The sequence below is a fragment of the Microbispora sp. H10949 genome (genome assembly GCF_014161435.1).
Taxonomy (GTDB): Bacteria; Actinomycetota; Actinomycetes; order Streptosporangiales; family Streptosporangiaceae; genus Microbispora; species Microbispora triticiradicis.
The window spans coordinates 314154-331078 of the sequence record NZ_JABBWZ010000005.1 but is presented as its reverse complement, the minus strand read 5'-3'; the positions used below and the strand labels follow the sequence as shown (position 1 = coordinate 331078).

Genomic DNA, 16925 nt, shown 5'->3' with positions numbered 1-16925 from the left:
GCCCACGGGCGCGAGGCGGCCGCCGCAGGTCTCGACCCGCCCAGGAGGCCCCTGTCATGACCGACCGCTCGACGCTTCAGGATCTTTCCGCCCCGCCCTTCGCGACCCGTCACATCGGTCCTTCGGACGCCGGCCGTGCCCGCATGCTGGAGGTCGTCGGCTACGAGTCGACGGCCGACCTGCTCGCCGTGGCCGTTCCCGAGGCGATCCGCACGCGGGGCCCGCTGAACCTGCCGGAGGCGGCGGGGGAGGCCGAGGCGCTGGCCGAACTCCGCGCGCTCGCGGCCCGCAACCGGGTGCTGACCCCGATGATCGGCCTGGGGTACCACGACACGATCACTCCGGGGGTCGTCCTCCGCAACGTGCTGGAGAACCCGGGCTGGTACACCGCGTACACGCCGTACCAGCCGGAGATCTCGCAGGGGCGGCTGGAGGCCCTGCTGAACTTCCAGACGGTCGTGGCGGACCTCACCGGCCTCGACGTCGCCGGCGCGTCGCTGCTGGACGAGGCGACCGCCGCGGCCGAGGCGATGACGCTGGCCCGGCGCGCGAGCAAGGTCAAGGCGGACGTCTTCGTGGTCGACGCGGACGCGCTGCCGCAGACCAAGGCCGTGCTGGCGACCCGCGCCGAGCCGCTCGGCATCACGCTGGTGGAGTCGGACCTCACGGGCGACCTGCCCGAGTGCTTCGGGGTCCTCGTCCAGTATCCGGGCGCGAGCGGCCGCGTGGCGTCCTTCCGGGCGCTGGCCGAGCGGGCGCACGCCGCCGGCGCGCTGCTCGTCGCGTCGGCCGACCTGCTGGCGCTGACCCTGCTGGAGCCCCCCGGCGAGCAGGGCGCCGACATCGCCGTCGGCTCCTCCCAGCGCTTCGGCGTCCCGCTGGGCTACGGCGGCCCCCACGCGGCCTACATGGCGGTCCGTGAGGGCCTGCAGCGGCAGATGCCCGGCCGCCTGGTCGGCGTCTCGGTGGACGCCGACGGCCGTACGGCCTACCGGCTGGCCCTGCAGACCCGCGAGCAGCACATCCGGCGGGAGAAGGCCACCAGCAACATCTGCACCGCGCAGGTCCTGCTCGCGGTCATGGCCTCGATGTACGCCGTCTACCACGGCCCCGACGGCCTCCGGCGGATCGCCCAGCGGGCGCACCGCCACGCGGCCGTCCTCGCCGCCGGGCTGCGCGAGGGGGGCGTGGAGATCGTCCACGACGAGTTCTTCGACACCGTGCTCGCCCGCGTGCCGGGCCGGGCGGAGCACGTCGTGGCCGCCGCCGCCGAGCGGGGCGTCAACCTCCGCCTGGCGGACGCCGACCACGTCGGCGTGGCCTGCGACGAGAAGACCGTCGTCGGCCACCTGCGGGCCGTCTGGGAGGCCTTCGGCGTGCCGGGGATCGTGGTCGAGGACCTCGACCGGGCGACCTCCGACGCGATCCCCGCGGACCTGCAGCGGACCTCCGGCTTCCTCACCCACCCGGTCTTCCACTCCCACCGGTCCGAGACGGCCATGCTCCGTTACCTGCGGCGGCTGCAGGACAAGGACGTCGCGCTCGACCGCTCGATGATCCCGCTTGGCTCCTGCACGATGAAGCTCAACGCGACCACCGAGATGGAGCCGGTCACCTGGCCGGAGTTCGCCGCGATCCACCCGTTCGCGCCGGCGGAGCAGGCCGAGGGGTACGCCGAGCTGATCGCGACGCTGGAGGACTGGCTGGCCGAGGTCACCGGCTACGACCGGGTGTCGATCCAGCCGAACGCCGGGTCGCAGGGCGAGTTCGCCGGGCTGCTGGCGATCAGGTCCTACCACCGCTCCCGGGGCGAGGACGGCCGCGACGTCTGCCTCATCCCGTCGTCCGCCCACGGCACCAACGCCGCCAGCGCCGTCATGGCCGGCATGCGGGTGGTCGTGGTGGCCTGCGACGAGAGCGGCAACGTCGACCTGGGCGACCTCGCCGCGAAGATCGAGAAGCACCGCGACGCGCTCGCCGCGATCATGGTGACGTACCCGTCCACCCACGGCGTGTACGAGGAGACGATCGTCGAGATCTGCGAGCGGGTCCACGAGGCCGGCGGGCAGGTCTACGTGGACGGGGCCAACCTCAACGCGCTGGTCGGCCTCGCCCGGCTGGGGGAGTTCGGCGCGGACGTCTCGCACCTGAACCTGCACAAGACCTTCTGCATCCCGCACGGCGGCGGCGGGCCCGGCGTCGGCCCGGTCGCGGTCAAGGCCCACCTCGCGGAGCACCTGCCCGCGCACGTGTCGGCCGCGCCGTACGGCTCGGCGGGCATCCTGCCGATCTCCTGGGCGTACGTCCGCATGATGGGCGGCGACGGCCTCCGGCAGGCCACCGAGCAGGCGATCCTGTCGGCCAACTACCTGGCCCGGCGCCTCGCGCCGCACTACCCGGTCCTCTACACCGGCCGGGACGGCCTGGTCGCGCACGAGTGCATCGTCGACCTGCGCCAGATCACCAAGGAGACCGGCGTCACGGTGGACGACGTGGCCAAGCGGCTGATCGACTACGGCTTCCACGCGCCCACGATGTCGTTCCCCGTCGCCGGGACCCTCATGATCGAGCCGACCGAGAGTGAGGACCTGGCCGAACTCGACCGCTTCGCCGACGCGCTGATCGCCATCCGGGACGAGATCGCCAAGGTTGCGTCGGGCGAGTACGACAAGGCCGACAACCCGCTGCGCAACGCGCCGCACACGGCCGAGTGCCTCACCGCCGACGAGTGGGCCCACCCCTACTCGCGGGCCGTCGCCGCCTACCCGGTGCCCGGCCTGCGCGACGACAAGTACTGGCCGCCGGTGCGCCGCATCGACCAGGCGTACGGCGACCGCAACCTCGTCTGCTCCTGCCCGCCCATGGAGGCGTACGAGGACTGACCGGTTGCGCATGTCGGCCCCGCCCGGAGGCCGGGCTCGTTAAGATCGCGGATGCACGCTCCTGTCCCTGCGACCTCTGCGAGGCCACCTCATGACGGCCATCGACCCCGGGCGGCCCGACCGGCTCGACCAGGCGCACCGGCTCTCCGAGACGGGCGACCTCGACGCCGCGGCGTCGATCTTCGCGGAAGTCGCCGCGGACGAGGAGGCGCCCGACCGCGCCGAGGCCGCGGCGGGCCTGTCGGCCGTCGTGGAGCACATGGCGGAGCGGCTGCTCGCCGAGGGAGAGCCGGAACGGGCGGCGGACGTGCTGCTGGAGGCGCTGTCGGTGCCCGCCGTGGCCGACCGGGCGCGCCTGCGCGTGCTGCTCGGCATCGCGCACCTGGAGATGGCGTGCGCCCAGTTCGCCGGCGCGGTGGAGGAGGGCCGCGGGGAGGGCCCGGACGCCGAGACCGGCGCGCTGGCGATCGAGCTGCTGGCCCGGACGCTGCCCCTGCGGGGGCGCGACGCCGACGCCGGGACCGTGTGGCGCTACGGCCTCGACCACCCCGACCGGGCGCTCGCCGAGCAGGTGCGGCTGCGCCTCGGCCGGGACGTCCGCCCGGTCATGGAGAGCGTCGAGGCCTGATCGGGGACCGAACGGCCGGTGGTCCGCCGGTCGGCCCCCGTCGGTCAGCGTTGGGTGCGGCGGCTCAGCGCGTACGCCAGGTTGACGGCGACGATCCCGCCCCAGGCGAGCAGGAGCCCCGGCCCGCCTGAGGTGCCCGCCGCGATCCCGGTCAGCGGGATGCCGATGCCGAGCGAGCCCAGGGCCACGCCCACCGCGCTGTCCTTCGGGCGCCTCCCGGGAAGCGGCTGGTGCCCGATGTGCGCGGCGACCTCGTTCCGCACCCGCGCGGCGATCTCCACGTCGAGCTTGTCGAGGAACGAGTCGACGAGCGCGTCCTCGTACTCCGGGCCGAGGTCCCGGCGGGCCGCGATGACGGCGCGCAGGTCCTCCCGGGTCGTCTGCGTCCCCGCCTGCGGCGGCGGCCTGTAGCCCTGCCCGGCGGCGGGCGGTTGCGATGCGATCTCCGGCACCATGACATTCTGGCCCATACTCGCGAGCCCTGCCATCCTCCGAACGGAGGGTCCGCACCTCCTGCCGGGGACGGAGCCGATACGGTCACCGGCATGGGAGTCGCGCTGGAGATCGAGACCCCGCACGGCCCCGCGCTGGCCGAGGTGGAGGAGGCCCCCGGCGCCCGGCTGCTGCTGGTGCTCACGCACGGGTCCGGCGGCGGGGTGGACGCCCCCGACCTGCTCGCCGTACGGGACGCCGTGCTGCCGGCGGGCGTGACGGTCGCACGGGTGGTCCAGCCGTTCCGGCTGCGCGGCGCCCGGGCGCCGGGATCGGCCGTGAAACAGGACGAGGCGTGGCTGGCCGTCGTCGCCGCGCTGCGGGCCCGTCACCCGGGCCTGCCGCTCGTCCAGGGCGGACGGAGCAACGGCGCACGGGTCGCCTGCCGTACGGCACACGAGGCGGGGGCCGGGGCGGTGGTGGCGCTCGCCTTCCCGCTGCATCCGCCGGGGAAACCTGATCGGTCGCGGGCGGACGAGCTGCGGCAGGCCGGGACCCCCGTGCTCGTGGTCAGCGGGGATCGGGATCCGTTCGGCGTGCCGGACGAGAAGGACGCCGCACGTCTCGTGGTCCTCCCGGGGGAGGGGCACGAGTTCAGGAAGAACCCCGCCCGGGTGGGCGAGGAGGTGGCGCGGTGGCTGCTGCCGTGGCTGCTGGAGCAGGAGGAGCAGGAGGCCTAGGCCGCGCTGATGGCCATGTCGGTGGGGCGGTGCGGAGCGATGACGCCGCCGTCCGGCAACAGCTCGCCGGTGTCCTCGAACAGCACGACGCCGTTGCAGAGCAGGCTCCAGCCCTGCTCGGGGTGGCAGGCCACCGTTCGGGCGGCTTCTCGGTCCTTCGCGTCCGCGGTGGGACAGGCCGGTTCATGAGGGCACATCGCCGGGGCTCCCCGTGTTCTTTATCGTTCGTCTTACGTTCGTGATGTTCCGCCGGGCGTCCGCCGCGCCGTATGACGTACGACACATCGGACTACTCCAGTCTGCGGTTCGGCCCCATCCGCATGACATAGTCCGTTCGGGGCATTTCCGCCGGTCGGGCTGGGGACCCGACCACACCCCCCGAGCGGCCTCACACACACTGATGTGACCTAGTACACAAGAATGCCCCATTCGAGATAACGCTCCAACCTCGACACGCCGACCATCGGGTAACCGGGAGGCCACAGCTCCGGTGTCAGCCCCCGTGCCGGACGCCGAGACCGCTGATCAGCGCGTCGAGGCCGTGCTCGAAGTCGCGCTCGCCCTCGGCGGTGCGCGCGTCGCGCACGGTCGCGTCCGGGTCGGCCCACCCCGACCGCTGCACCTCCACCGCGACGCTGCCGAACACGTACGCCCGCAGCGCCCGCACCGCCGCCTCCGGGTCGTGCGCGCCCGCCTCGCCCAGCTGCTCGGTCTGCTCCCTGATCGCGATCAGGGCCGAGCCCTTCGGCGGCTTGGTGAGGGCCAGCGACAGCACACCGGGGTGTTCGAGCAGCGCGGCGCGGCTCGCCCGGGCCCAGGCGCGGGCCCTGTCCGGCCAGCCCGGCGCCTCGGCCGGGTCGACGCGTACGGTCGTCACGTGCTCGGCGAGGGCGTCCATCAGCGCCTCCTTGCCCCGGGGCAGGTGGTGGTAGATGGCCATCGCCTCCACCTGGAGGGCGTCGCCGAGCCGGCGCATGGTCAGCCGGCGCAGGCCCTGGCCGTCGGCGATGTGCAGGGCGGCGTCGATGATCCGTTCCCGGGACAGCGGCACGGGTGGTCGCTTGGCAGGCATGGCGATCATGCTGCCACAGCTCTCCTTACTTCGTAAAGGGCGGCGCACCCTGCGGTACGAGGTCTCGCGCGGACCGCGTACGCTACCGAGTGCATGACTTGACTGCACACGTTGGATACCTAAGGGGTCGACGATGGCGTTTTTCCGTCCGCGGGTGAGCCGGGAGGCGGAGGTCCGCTACCACGCGGATCTGGAGATCCGGCGGAACTTCGGCGACGTGCTGGAGAAGGTCCGGGTGGCGCAGCGGCGGTTCCAGGAGGCGAAGGCGGCCGGCGCGCCGCTGCCCGTGCTCCGCGAGGCGGCCCTGGGCCTGGACACCGCGCTGACCGAGGCGCTGCGCGCCGCCGAGGCGGGGCAGCGCGCCACCTTCGGGGTGAAGTCCTACGACAGCAGGATCGCGCGCCGCAAGGGACGGGCGACGCCCGACGGCGCGCTCTGGACCGACGAGGTGAACCGCCTGCGCACGATGCGCGAGGCGCACCGGCTCAGCGGCATCCCCCGGGTGCCCCGCGCCGCCCGGACGGGCGACCCCGCCCGCCTGAGCCCGCGGGACGTGCGCGGGGGCCTCGCCTCCGCCCGCGGCTGACCGCTCGCTCCTGAGAAAGTCGTACGGCCCGCACCCCCGAGGGGCGCGGGCCGTACGAGTAACCTGATCAGCTGGCCCAGTCGAGCAGGGGCCGGGTGTTGCTCGGGTGGCGCAGCTTGGACAGCGACTCCTTCTCCAGCTGGCGGATCCGCTCCCGGGTCAGGCCCAGGTGCTTGCCGATCTCGTCCAGCGTGTGGGGCTTGCCGTCGGCCAGGCCGAACCGCAGGCTCATGATCTTGGCCTCGCGCGGCGACAGGTTGCCGAGCACGCCCTTGAGCTGCTCGGCCAGCAGCTGCCGGTCGACCACCTCGGACGCCTCGGGCGAGTCGACGTCCTCGATCAGGTCGCCGATGCGGGTCTCGCCGTCCTCGCCGATGGTCGAGTCGAGGCTGATCGGCTGCCGGCTGGTGCGCAGCAGCTCCTCGATCTGGTCGGGCGTCTTGTCCAGCTCGGCGGCGAGCTCCTCCGGGGTGGGCTCCCGGCCCAGCCGCTGGTGCATGTCACGCTCCACGCGGGACAGCTTCGACAGCATCTCCAGCACGTGGACGGGCAGCCGGATGGTGCGGGCCGAGTCGGCGAAGCCGCGCTGGATGGCCTGCCGGATCCACCACATGGCGTACGTGGAGAACTTGTAGCCCTTGGTGTAGTCGAACTTCTCGACCGCCCGGATCAGGCCGAGGTTGCCCTCCTGCACCACGTCGAGCAGGGCCATGCCCCGGTCCGTGTACTTCTTGGCCACCGAGACCACCAGCCGGAGGTTGGCCTCCAGCATGTGGTCCTTGGCCCTGCGGCCGTCCTCGATGGCCCACTCCAGGTCCTCGCGGACGTGCGCGGGCAGGTGGTCGCCGCTCTCCAGGGCCGTCTCCAGCTTGTACTCGGCGTACAGCCCGGCCTCGATGCGCTTGGCCAGCTCCACCTCCTGGGCGGCGGTGAGCAGCGTGCGGCGGCCGATCGACTTCAGGTAGGTGTGCACCGAGTCGCCCATGACCGAGGAGGTGTCGTCGAGGTCGAGCGGCTCGTTGTCCGCCGCCTCGGCCTCCGCCTCGGCGCCGGTGACCTCCTCGTCGAAGGGCTCCTCGGCGGCGGTGCCGGCCGTGGTGCCGGCCGTGGTGTCGGCCGCGCTCGCCTTGGCCGTCCGCTTCTTCGCGGCGCCGCCGCGGGCGGGTGCGTCCCCGGCGGCCTGCGCGGCGGCCTGGGCGGCCCGGCGCGACTTCCTGGCGGGCGCCTTGCCCGGCGCCTCTCCGGAGGTCTGCGTGGACGTCCGCGCGCCGGCGGCGAGACCCGGCTCGTTCTCCGCGGCCAGGTTCACGCCCGCCTCGGTGAGCTCGCGGAGAATGGAGCGGCCCTCCACGGGGCTCACGCCGGCCTCTGCGAAGGCCTCGCGCAGCTCCGACAGGGAAAGGCGGCCCTGTGCACGGCCGCGCTCCAGGAGCCGGTCGAGCGTCGTCGGGGTCACCTCGCGCTCGTGCGAGTTCGCCACGGCGGTCCGGGGCATGAAGACACCTCCTCCTTGCGGAGTTCATGATCGATTCGGGGTTTCAAATGCTTGTGATCGGGGCGCGGCGTCCGGCGGCTCAGCGCACCAGTATCAATAACGCTCTCGTGCCCGGTTTGTTCCCAGACCCCGTAGGGCAGGTCTTCCGATTCGGCGTGCGGGCCGTTTCCTCAGTCGTTGGGCGTGACGATGTTGATGCTGAGCTCGGGCACCGGCATCGGGCTCGCGTCCTCCAGACGCTCCGGCGTCCAGTAGCCACCGACCTGTTCCGGGTCGTCGGTGAGGACCCTGGACACCACGGAGGGGTCCTGGGGATCTTCGGTGGGGGCGGGGCCGAGCTTGGCGGCGGGGGCGTTCTGCACGACCTTGTCCAGCCGGGCGGCGAACGCGGCGGCGGTCACGGAGGCTCCGCCCAGGATGACGAGGCTCACGAGGACGGCGGAGGCCATCATCTTGTGGGCCGGTGTGAGCCGGATCGGTCCCATGTGGCGTCCCCCTTCCCCTGCTCTCGGTCGACGCCCCTGCTTGTATGACGCACGAAGGTCAGTCGCGGTTCCGGTTCCTGAGAGCGACCATATCCGGTTTGCCGTTCGGCAGCAGGGGAATCCGGGGCACCAGCTCGACCGCGCGTGGCGCGGCGTAGGCGGGCAGCCGCTCCTTGGCGAAGGCCCGCAGGTCGTCCAGCCCGACCTTCAGCCCGGTCCTCCCGGCCACGACCGCCACCACGATCTCGCCCCATTCGGGGTCGGGCCTGCCCACCACGACCACGTCCCGTACGGCCGGGTGCCCGGAGAGTACCTCCGCGACCGCGCCGGCCACGACCTTCCGGCCACCGGTGTTGATCACATCGTCGGCACGGCCCAGCACCGTGAGCCGCCCGTCCTCGACGGAGCCGAGGTCGGAGGTGACGAACCAGCCGCCGTCGAGATGCGGCTCGTCGCGGAGGCGGTAGCCCGACAGCAGCACCGGGCCGGCGATCCGCACCCGTCCGTCGCCGCCGATCGCGACGTCCACGCCGTCCAGCGGCACGCCGTCGTACACGCACCCGCCGCTCGTCTCGCTCATGCCGTACGTCGTGACGATCCGGGCGCCGGCGGCGCGGGCCTCGGCCAGCAGGCCGGAGGGGGCGGCGGCCCCGCCGAGCAGGATCGTGCGGAAGGCCGCGACGTCCGCCCCGGAGTCGAGCATCCGCCGCAGCTGCGTGGGGACGAGGGAGACGTGGTCAGCGCCGCTCGCGGCCACCGCGTCGGGGGAGAAGCGCGGGTGGACGATCGGCTCGGCGCCGCACAGCAGCGACCGGACGAGCACCTGCGCCCCCGAGATGTGCGAGGGCGGCAGGCAGCACAGCCAGCGGTCGCCCTCCCCGGCCCCGAGCCGGGCCAGCGAGGCGCGGGCCGACGCGAACAGCGCGTCCGCCGTCAGCTCGACGCCCTTGGGCGCGCCGGTGGAGCCGGACGTCGCGATGATCAGCGCCGCGTCCGACGGCACGCCGTCCGGCTCGCGCCGTACGCCGTCGGGGGTCACCACGTGGGTGGGGCGCATCGCGGTGAGCGCCGCCTCCAGCGCGGGCCGCGGCAGATCGGGGGAGAGCGGCAGCACGGCCGGCCCGTCGCCGGTCAGGGCCCGCCGCACCGCGTCGTACAGGGCGGGACCGGCCGGCAGGACGAGGGCGTGAACCGGGCGATGTCCTGGACGGCTGAGCACGGTCGTAAGGTTAGTCCCGGCGCGGTGGCGGGAGGCGACCGCCTGCTGGTGACGACGTACCGGTGACGACGAAGGAGCGGGTGTGACGAGCGGGGTCGACTGGAAGCGGTCGGGCGAGTACGAGGACATCTTCTACGAGACCGCGGAGGGGATGGCGAAGATCACTATCAACCGCCCCGAGCGGCGCAACGCCTTCCGGCCGACGACTCTGTTCGAGCTCCGCGACGCCTTCAACCGGGCGCAGGAGGACACCGAGGTCGGTGTGATCATCTTCACCGGCGCCGGCGACCAGGCGTTCTGCTCGGGCGGCGACCAGAAGATCCGCGGTGACGACGGCTACGTGGACGACAAGACCCACGGCGTCGGGCGGCTCAACGTCCTGGACCTGCAGGTGCAGATCCGGCGCTGCCCGAAGCCGGTCATCGCGATGGTGGCGGGCTACGCCATCGGCGGCGGCCACGTCCTGCACGTGTGCTGCGACCTGACGATCGCCGCCGACAACGCGAGGTTCGGCCAGACCGGCCCGAAGGTCGGCTCGTTCGACGGCGGGTACGGCTCCTGGCTGCTGGCCGAGACCGTGGGCCTGAAGCGGGCCCGCGAGATCTGGTACCTGTGCCGGCAGTACGACGCCGAGACCGCCCTCCAGTGGGGCCTGGTCAACGCCGTCGTCCCTCTGGAGCGGCTGGAGGAGGAGACCGTCCAGTGGGCCCGCGAGCTGCTGGAGAAGTCTCCCCTCGCGCTGCGCATGCTGAAGGGCGCGCTCAACGCGGTGACCGACGGCGCGGCCGGCATGCAGCAGTTCGCCGGCGACGCCACGCTCCTCTACTACATGAGCGAGGAGGCCCAGGAGGGCCGCGACGCGTTCAAGGAGAAGCGCAAGCCCGACTTCGGGAAGTTCCCCCGCCGGCCATAGGGCGTGGTGTGACGGGGTTTGCCCCGTTGTGTCGTACGCTGACGGCTTCGGGAACGGGAGGAGACGGGCGGTTGGACACGAACCGGGCCGGCCGGGGCGTTCGGGAGGCGCGGCGGTGAACCCGGCGACCGCCCTCGCGACCGTGCTGATCGACGAACTGGTGCGCTGCGGGGTCACCGACGTGGTGCTCGCCCCCGGCTCCCGGTCCGCGCCGCTGGCGCTCGCCGCGCACGCCGACTCGCGGGTGCGGCTGCACGTGCGCGTCGACGAGCGCTCGGCCTCCTTCGTCGCGCTCGGCCTGGCCAAGCGGTCCGAGCGGCCGGTGGCGCTGGTCTGCACCTCGGGCACGGCGGCGGCGAACTTCCACCCCGCCGTCATCGAGGCGTCCGAGTCCGGCGTGCCGCTGCTCGTGCTGACCGCCGACCGCCCGCCCGAACTGCGCGGCACCGGCGCGAACCAGACGATCGACCAGATCAAGCTGTACGGATCGGCGGTGCGCTGGTTCGCCGAGGTCGGCGTCCCCGAGGACCGCCCCGGCCAGGTGGCCTACTGGCGGTCGCTGGTGTGCCGGGCCTGCCAGCGGGCCGCCGGGCCGCCCGACCCCGGGCCGGTCCACCTCAACGTGGCCTTCCGCGAGCCGCTGATCCCCGACGGCGACGCGTCGTGGTGCGAGTCCCTCGACGGGGACGCCTCCGGCTCGTGGTTCCGGGCGCGGGTCGCGCCTCCGTCCGCCGCCCTGCACATCCCGCCGACCCGGCGCGGCGTGCTGGTCGTCGGCGACGGCGCGGCCAACGTGCGGCGCTACGTCGCCGCCGCGGGCATGGCGGGCTGGCCGGTGCTGTCGGAGCCCAACGGCGGCGGCCGGTACGGCGACCACGCCGTCTCGGCCTACCACTTCCTGCTGGGCGACCAGGAGTTCGCCGACGCCCACCGGCCGGACGTGGTGGTCACCCTCGGCCGCCCGGGGCTGTCGCGCCCGCTGCTGTCGTGGCTGCGGCGGGCCGAGGAGCACATCGTGGTGGCCCCCGACCTCACCCGCTGGCCCGACCCGACCCGGTCGGCCACCCAGGTCGCGCAGGCCGTGGAGATCCCGATCGCCGCCGGCGGCGACGCCTGGCTGCGCTCCTGGCGGCACGCCGACCACGTGGCCCGCGAGGCGATCGACGCCGTGCTCGACTCCTCCGGGCTGACCGAGCCGCGGCTGGCCAGGGACCTCGCCGAGGTGCTGCCCAACGGGTCGCTGCTGTTCTGCGGGTCGTCCATGCCGATCAGGGACCTCGACCAGGCCATGCGGCCCCGCAGGGGACTGCGGCTGATGGCCAACCGGGGCGCCTCGGGCATCGACGGCCTGGTCTCCACCGCCGTCGGGGCCGCGCTCGCCCACAACGGCCCGGCGTACGCGCTGATCGGCGACCTCACGCTGCTGCACGACCAGAACGGACTGATCCTCGGCCCGCGCGAACCCCGGCCCGACCTGTGCCTGGTGGTGGTGAACAACGACGGCGGCGGGATCTTCTCGCTGCTGCCGCAGGCCGCGCTGGAGGATCCGTTCGAACGGGTCTTCGGCACGCCGCACGGGGTGGACCTCGGCTACCTGGCCGCCGCGAGCGGCCTGCCGTACACGGTGGTGCAGGAGACGGAGGAGCTGTCCAAGGCCCTCAAGGGGGACGGCCTGCGCCTGGTGGAGGCGCGGACCGACCGGGCGCGCAACGCCGCCGTCCACGTCGCGATGCGCGAGGCCGTACGCGCGGCGATGCGCGACTGATCATCCTCCGGTCGCACACGACACGGTCTCTTCTGGTCCTCACGGCGGATGCCGCATCGCCGGGGCGGCGGCAGAATGGGGGAAGCTTTCCGCACTGAGGAGTGAGATGCACGTCGACGAGTGGCTGCAGACCATACCGTCCGTCTGGGTCTATGTGCTCGTGGGCGCCATCATCGGGCTGGAGAGCCTGGGCATTCCGCTGCCCGGGGAGATCGTGCTGGTCAGCGCCGCGCTGCTGTCGTCGCGAGGGGTCGTCGACCCGGTGGTCCTCGGGTTGTGCGCGAGCGGCGGGGCCATCGTGGGCGACTCGATCGGCTACGTGATCGGCCGCAAGGGCGGGCGGCCGCTGTTCGACCGGTTGGGGCGGCGCTTCCCCAAGCACTTCGGCCCGGCGCACATCGCCAAGGCCGAGGAGGTCTTCAACCGTCACGGCATGTGGGCGGTGTTCTTCGGCCGGTTCGTCGCGCTGCTGCGCATCCTCGCCGGGCCACTGGCCGGCGCCCTGCACATGCCCTACTGGCGCTTCCTCGTCGCCAACGTCCTCGGCGGCGTCGCGTGGGCCGGCGGCACCACGGCCGCGATCTACTACCTGGGCGTCGTGGCCGACAAGTGGCTGAAGGGCTTCTCCTGGGTGGGGCTGGTGATCGCCCTGCTGTTCGGGCTGGGCAGCACGGTGTGGCTGAAGCGTAAGGCCGCCAAGGCGGCCCGCGAGGAGGAGCCCGTGCCGGAGACCGCCACCGCGGCCTGAGGGAGGCCGTCCCGGCTCTTCCACCTTCCGGCTTTCACCTTCCTGCTCGTTCACGTTCCGGATCTTTCACGTTCCGGCGCGGGCGTGACCTTCACGGGGTCTTGACCTTGCAGCGGGGGAGCGGACACTCTGCACCCGGCGCCGCCCCCGGAGCGTCTCCGGGTTCCGTCGCCTGCCGTCCGCTCCGAGGCAGAGGGTGAGCCTTGCCCCCCAGGTCATCCGTGGTCACCCGCGCCCCGGCGCCCCCGCGTGCCTCCGGGCCGCGTGCGCCGCCTCCGTCGCCGTCGTACCCGCGTCCGTGAAACGTTCAGCGCCGGCCCCCCGGCGCCCGGCGGGCCCGACGGGCCCGGGCGCCTTCGCGCCGGCATGGAGAAGGGAAGACCGTGCGACGCACTCAGGTACACGCGGCACTGGCCGCGCTGGCGGTGACCGCCGCCATGCTGCCCGCGGCGGCCCATGCGGCCACCTCTGCGGCCTCGCCCCCGGCCGGTCCGGAGACGGCGGGGCGGCGTCCGGGGCAGGCCGCTCCGGGCGCTCTGGCGACGGCGCACACCGCCGGCCGGGTCGAGGCCGCCGGACGCTCCGTGCGGTACAGCTGGCCGGGCGTCTACTTCGAGGGCCGCTTCCGCGGCACCGGCGTGGGGATCGTGCTCGACGACGCCGTCAACGACTACGACGTCCAGATCGACGGCGCCACCGTCGCCACCCTGGTCACCCCCGGCCGTACCACCCACTGGGTGAGGAACCTCCGCAACGGCGTGCACGCCGTACGGCTCGTCAAGCGCAGCGAGAGCCCGTGGGCGGTGGGCGAGTTCGGCGGGTTCGTCGCCGCGCCCGGCGGCGCGATCCTGCCCAGGCCCGCCGACCGCCGCCGGCAGATCGAGTTCATCGGCGACTCCTACACCGCCGGCTACGGCAACATGTCCGGCACCCGCGACTGCCCCGCACCGGGTCAGATCGACAGGACCACCAACGCCGACGTCAGCTTCGGCGCTCTCACCGCACGAGGGCTCGGCGCCGACTACCAGATCAACGCCTTCTCCGGGCGCGGCGTGGTGCGCAACTACAACGGGATCGAGCCGGGCACCGACTACCGCACCTACTACGACCGGGCCCTGATCGGCGTGCCGGGCGACGTATGGAAGAACCCGGGCACCTGGCATCCGCAGCTGATCGTGATCGGCCTCGGCATCAACGACTTCTCCACCGCGATCAACCCCGGCGAGCCGTGGACGCCGGAGACCCTGATCGCCGCGTACAAGAGCGCCTACCACGGCTTCATCGACAAGCTCCGGTCCCGGTACGGCAAGCAGGCGATGATCGTGGTCAGCGCCACGTACATGTCCAACACGACGGCGTTCGCCGACGCGGCGCGGCAGATCGTCCAGGACCGCAACAGGCGGGGCGACGACCGGGTCCGCTACTGGTACTACGACAACACGGACCTGGACTACGGCGGCTGCGACTGGCACCCCTCGGCCCACGACCACAAGATCATCTCTCAGCGGCTCGGCGACTTCATCGCCACCCTCCCGCTGCGCTGGTGACAACCCCCGGCACGCCGGGTGGCGGAGCGGTCCGCCACCCGGCGCCGGCCTTCCCGGACCCTCCACGGGGCGCGGGACGGCGGATGTGCTGCACTACCGGTCATGACGATCGTCCGTTCCCTGGTGTTGTTCGTCCTCGCGGCCGTCTTCGAGATCGGCGGAGCATGGCTGGTGTGGCAGGGCTGGCGTGAGCATCGGGGAGTCGCCTGGGTCGCCGCCGGGATCCTCGCCCTGGCCGCCTACGGATTCGCCGCCACGTTCCAGCCGGACGCGCACTTCGGTCGCATCCTCGCCGCGTACGGCGGGGTGTTCGTCGCCGGATCGCTGCTGTGGGGCGTCGTGATGGACGGCTTCCGCCCCGACCGGTGGGACCTCGCCGGTGCGGCCATCTGCCTGGTCGGAGTGGCGGTCATCATGTACGCCCCGCGCGGCTGAGCGTCCCTTCCGTAGCCGTACGACCCTGTGACGGCGGCAGCGGATGTCCGCAGGGGGACCCGCTGCGTTGTCGCCTCCTGTGACTCCAGGTAATCGTCGGGTCCGCTTGTTCTGTACGGAGAGTAATGAAAGGATTAGGTCAGGTGTTCGAAGTGTAGGTGCTGCGGGAGGAGGGGCGGATGGAGTCTCCGACGTTCGACGTGCCATCGCCTCGTCCTCCGGCTGATCCCTGGTGGGCCAGGATCATCGACGGCCCGCCCTTCAGGTCCCCGGATGGCTCTCTCGCCTCCAAGCCCGGTGCTGAGGAATCACCCCGTCGTCCCCCTGCCGTCCCGCCGGACCGCGCTGCCGTCCCGCTAGAGCACCCTGATGCTCCGCGGGCCCGCCCTGGCGTCGTGTCCGAGCGCTCTACCGTCCCGCCAGACCGCGCTGCCGTTCCGCCGGGGCACCCTGGCGTTCCGCAGGGCCGCCCTGGCGTCGTGTCCGAGTGCTCTACCGTCCCGCCAGACCGCGCTGTTGGTGGTGACCGCTGCAAGAAGAACAGCGTCGGCGGGCGCCCCGCCACCGCAGGCGGCGGCACTCCCACCCCGAGGACCGCCGACGAGGCCCCGGCGAACCCAGCCGATGCCCTCGGCGGTGGTGCTGAGGGTGTTCGGGGTGCTGGGTCGTCGTCGTGGGTGGCGGTGGCGGCGGTTGGTGATGCGGCCCGGGCGGTGGCGCTGGTGCCGGTGCCTGAGTCGGCGGAGGTGTGCCTGGCCGAGGCTGAGGAGTTGCTGGCGGCCCGGGACCGCATCACTTCGGCGTTGGCCGCCCGGGTGGGCCGGGTGCATCGGTCCAGGGAGGCGAAGAACCATGGGCACGCCTCCACCAAATTGTGGCTGCGCAGCGTCGGGGGGATGACCATCCCGGGTGCGGGCCGGTTGGTGACGATGGGCGTGGAGTTGGGTCGTCTGTCGCGGGTGCGTGAGCGGTTCGCCGAGGGCAGCTTGGCCGAGGGGATCGTGGAGGCGATCTGCACCGCCACGGCGGGGTTGACCGATGAGCAGGCGACGACGGCTGAGCGGATTTTGCTGGAGTTGGCGGGTTCGGCGGGTGCGGCGGAGGTGGCCAAGGCGGGGCGGTATCTGCGGGCGGTGCTGGACCCCGACGGCCACGAGCAGGACGAGCAGGCCGATTTCGACCGCCGGTTCTTCCGGGTGCGGCGGCGCCGGAACGGCGGGCTGGAGGGAGAGTTCTACCTCCCGGTGGAAGCCGCGGCGCGGTTGCAGCACCTGCTGGACGTCTACGCCAAGCCCAAGGCCGAGGGCGACGACCGCACCCCGAGCGTGCGGAACGCCGATGCGGTCATCGCGTTCCTGGAGAACAAGATCGCGACCGAGCTCCTGGTGCTGGTCACCGCCGAATCCCTCCCCGACGACCCCCCAGCCGACGGACCCTCACGCGAGCCCGCAGGCACCGACCCCACAGCCGAGCCCGCAGGCACCGACCCCACAGCCGACCCCTCGGGCGACCACCCCACCAGCGGCTCCTCAGACAGCGACCCCTCTGCCGATCACCTCACCAGCGACCCGGTAGACACCGACCCGAGCGACGGCCCTGGCCCCGCCCCTTCGGGCACCGGCCCCTCAGACCCAGACCTCTCAGACCCAGCCCCGAGCGATGGCCCTGGCCCTGGGCCTGGGCCTGACGCCTGGACCGCTGAGGACTTCGACATCGACGCCTGCGCGACCTGCGCCGACGCCACCGACGCCACCGACGCCACCGCCACCGACGCCACCGCCACCGACTCGGTAGACCCAGCCCCGAGCGATGGCCCTGGCCTCGCCCCTTCGGGCACCGGCCCTTCAGACCCAGACCTCTCAGACCCAGCCCCGAGCGATGGCCCTGGCCCTGGGCCTGGGCCTGACGCCTGGACCGCTGAGGACTTCGACATCGACGCCTGCGCGACCTGCGCCGACGCCACCGACGCCACCGCCAC

Annotated in this window: 16 protein-coding genes; 10 read left to right on the top strand and 6 right to left on the bottom strand. The window is 73.0% G+C overall.

The genetic code is table 11. From position 1 onward, the window contains the following. Nucleotides 1-56 precede the first annotated feature (56 nt). Together gcvP and HHX40_RS15015 are read left to right on the top strand one after the other, a co-directional pair. Entirely contained in the window at nt 57-2882 is a 2826-nt protein-coding gene (gene gcvP / locus HHX40_RS15020; protein ID WP_182881067.1) for an aminomethyl-transferring glycine dehydrogenase, read from the top strand. 91 nt (nt 2883-2973) lie between these two features. Beyond that, nucleotides 2974-3510 (top strand): hypothetical protein, encoded by a 537-nt coding sequence (locus HHX40_RS15015; protein ID WP_111698617.1) that lies wholly within the window; start codon nt 2974-2976, stop codon nt 3508-3510. Between the two features lie 44 nt (nt 3511-3554). Here HHX40_RS15015 and HHX40_RS15010 read toward each other — a convergent pair whose 3' ends face one another. Next, the gene (locus HHX40_RS15010) at nt 3555-3962 is read right to left on the bottom strand and encodes a hypothetical protein (RefSeq protein ID WP_133305896.1); all 408 of its coding nucleotides are present in this window, start codon (nt 3960-3962) and stop codon (nt 3555-3557) included. A gap of 93 nt (nt 3963-4055) precedes the next feature. Here HHX40_RS15010 and HHX40_RS15005 point away from each other — a divergent pair, with 93 nt between their 5' ends. Continuing rightward, complete coding sequence (locus HHX40_RS15005; protein ID WP_182873465.1) at nt 4056-4682, top strand: alpha/beta family hydrolase; 627 nt, start codon at nt 4056-4058, stop codon at nt 4680-4682. Here HHX40_RS15005 and HHX40_RS15000 read toward each other — a convergent pair. Further along, nucleotides 4679-4879: a DUF5999 family protein gene (locus HHX40_RS15000; protein ID WP_111698608.1), complete on the bottom strand. Its 201-nt coding sequence runs from the start codon at nt 4877-4879 to the stop codon at nt 4679-4681. The two genes, HHX40_RS15005 and HHX40_RS15000, sit on opposite strands and share 4 nt — an antisense overlap. A gap of 296 nt (nt 4880-5175) precedes the next feature. Further along, complete coding sequence (locus HHX40_RS14995) at nt 5176-5763, bottom strand: TetR/AcrR family transcriptional regulator C-terminal domain-containing protein (RefSeq protein WP_307801899.1); 588 nt, start codon at nt 5761-5763, stop codon at nt 5176-5178. A 124-nt stretch (nt 5764-5887) separates the two neighbouring features. Between HHX40_RS14995 and HHX40_RS14990 the strand changes: the two genes are divergently transcribed. Continuing rightward, entirely contained in the window at nt 5888-6340 is a 453-nt protein-coding gene (locus HHX40_RS14990) for a hypothetical protein (RefSeq protein WP_259403595.1), read from the top strand. A 67-nt stretch (nt 6341-6407) separates the two neighbouring features. Here HHX40_RS14990 and HHX40_RS14985 read toward each other — a convergent pair whose 3' ends face one another. The 3 genes from HHX40_RS14985 to HHX40_RS14975 all read right to left on the bottom strand — a co-directional run bounded on the left by HHX40_RS14985 (nt 6408) and on the right by HHX40_RS14975 (nt 9539). Continuing rightward, nucleotides 6408-7835 carry an RNA polymerase sigma factor gene (locus tag HHX40_RS14985; RefSeq protein ID WP_182881066.1) on the bottom strand — a complete coding sequence of 476 codons (1428 nt, stop codon included), beginning with the start codon at nt 7833-7835 and terminating at the stop codon, nt 6408-6410. Nucleotides 7836-8005: 170 nt separating this feature from the next. Continuing rightward, nucleotides 8006-8320, bottom strand: coding sequence for a hypothetical protein (locus tag HHX40_RS14980; protein ID WP_182881065.1), 315 nt, complete (start codon nt 8318-8320; stop codon nt 8006-8008). A gap of 58 nt (nt 8321-8378) precedes the next feature. Continuing rightward, a complete protein-coding gene (locus HHX40_RS14975; RefSeq protein WP_310738111.1) occupies nt 8379-9539 on the bottom strand; it encodes an AMP-binding protein in 1161 nt (386 codons plus the stop codon). A gap of 82 nt (nt 9540-9621) precedes the next feature. Between HHX40_RS14975 and menB the strand changes: the two genes are divergently transcribed. The 6 genes from menB to HHX40_RS14945 all read left to right on the top strand — a co-directional run. Next, nucleotides 9622-10452, top strand: a complete 831-nt coding sequence (gene menB, locus HHX40_RS14970) for a 1,4-dihydroxy-2-naphthoyl-CoA synthase (RefSeq protein WP_111698600.1) — start codon at nt 9622-9624, stop codon at nt 10450-10452. A 115-nt stretch (nt 10453-10567) separates the two neighbouring features. Further along, nucleotides 10568-12217, top strand: coding sequence for a 2-succinyl-5-enolpyruvyl-6-hydroxy-3-cyclohexene-1-carboxylic-acid synthase (gene menD / locus HHX40_RS14965; RefSeq protein WP_111698597.1), 1650 nt, complete (start codon nt 10568-10570; stop codon nt 12215-12217). Between the two features lie 106 nt (nt 12218-12323). Next, nucleotides 12324-12965, top strand: a complete 642-nt coding sequence (locus tag HHX40_RS14960) for a DedA family protein (RefSeq protein WP_111698594.1) — start codon at nt 12324-12326, stop codon at nt 12963-12965. Nucleotides 12966-13348: 383 nt separating this feature from the next. Next, on the top strand, nt 13349-14512 hold the full coding sequence (locus HHX40_RS14955) for an SGNH/GDSL hydrolase family protein (protein WP_220499118.1): 1164 nt from the start codon (nt 13349-13351) through the stop codon (nt 14510-14512). A 102-nt stretch (nt 14513-14614) separates the two neighbouring features. Continuing rightward, entirely contained in the window at nt 14615-14947 is a 333-nt protein-coding gene (locus HHX40_RS14950) for a YnfA family protein (protein WP_138460769.1), read from the top strand. A gap of 722 nt (nt 14948-15669) precedes the next feature. Then, nucleotides 15670-16925 (top strand): DUF222 domain-containing protein (locus tag HHX40_RS14945; protein WP_182881063.1); only part of this gene is annotated, 1256 nt, incomplete at its 3' end.